Below are 1,360 nucleotides of genomic sequence, written 5' to 3' on the forward strand. Positions count from 1 at the left end.
GGCCAGCCCCGAGCCAGGCACACAGCCTGGGCCTCTCGCCGAACGGGTTTTGCGTAAAACCCACCCGCGAGACCGTACCCGACCCCACAACCGCAACGCCTCGCGAGCGCGCCCCTCATTGGGTCGGACGGGAGAGGTTATAGCTCAGGTTGCGGAGGGAGTCAAGAACAAAGAGGGAACAAAGATGATCATGGTTCGGCACGCGGACTCGCCCCGAAAACGGCATAACGTCCATTTTGGACGTTGACATGTCGAATATGGACATTTAAACGTCCAGAATGGACATCAAAGGACTCGCTATGAAAAAGTATGCATTCTGGAACAATAAGGGTGGCACAGGAAAAACGAGCCTCTCCTTTCAAGCAATCTGTCGCTATGCCGAGATCCATCCGGGAGAACGAATCCTCGTTATTGATGCTTGCCCCCAAGCGAACCTTTCGGAACTATTTCTCGGCGGACTGACTGGCTCGGGGAGCCAACGCCTTTTACAGCAGCAAGGACTAGTTCCGCGCCGCAGCCTCGGTGGATATTTTCAAGTTCGGCTGCCCTCCCCCTACAATGTGCCTGCATTCCGCCCTCATGATTTTATTAGCAATCCATCGACACTGAATACGGCGATACCAGAAAATATACGGTTAGTTTGCGGCGATCCGCTTCTAGAACTACAGTCGAACGCGATTAATACGTTGTCAAATACGCAGATTCCAGGAACTGATACTTGGATTGCCGTTGTAGATTGGATAAGAGATTTTATGCAACCTATCGAAGACGAGTTCGATACGGTATTTATCGATTGCAATCCAAGCTTTTCAATCTACACCCAAATCGCACTTGCTTCTGTTGATCGGCTCGTTTTTCCTGTCATGGCTGATGATTCTTCACGACGCGCCGTTCAAAACGCCTTATCTCTGCTTTATGGATTGAGTCTTCCATCACCGATTTACATGACGTACGCCTTCAATACAAAGCTTGAACGCGCTGGAAGGCCTCTCCCGAAAGTTCACCTGATCGCCAAAAATCGAATTACACAATATATGGGCCCAGCATCCGCATATGCTGCAGTTCTTGCAGCTATAGATGCCGATATTAGAGCATTGCTAGCATCGGACCCACACCTTTTTACTTTTGATGCCATTGAAAATGGAACAGTAAACATTCGTGACTTCCAAACGACCGGTGTTGTTGCATTCGCAAAAGGACTGCCGTTTTCTCATCTTCGAGCCGGCAAGCAGACTATTTCCGGACATCGCGTTCAGGTTAAGGAGGATTATAGAATTCAGGTAATAGATTCACTGAATGATTTAGTAGTTAAACTGTGATGTTGGCACTTAAACTTAAGAAATCAGTATCTTTCTATAAT

The 1,360-nt window shown here is 48.2% G+C and carries 1 protein-coding gene; it reads left to right on the top strand.

Going from position 1 to position 1,360, the window contains the following annotated elements; translation table 11 throughout:
• Nucleotides 1-299 precede the first annotated feature (299 nt).
• A complete protein-coding gene (locus AC1DT3_RS21350) occupies nt 300-1,319 on the top strand; it encodes a ParA family protein (RefSeq protein WP_477467189.1) in 1,020 nt (339 codons plus the stop codon).
• Nucleotides 1,320-1,360 lie beyond the last annotated feature (41 nt).

It is taken from the genome of Microvirga sp. P4_G7 (genome assembly GCF_056401005.1).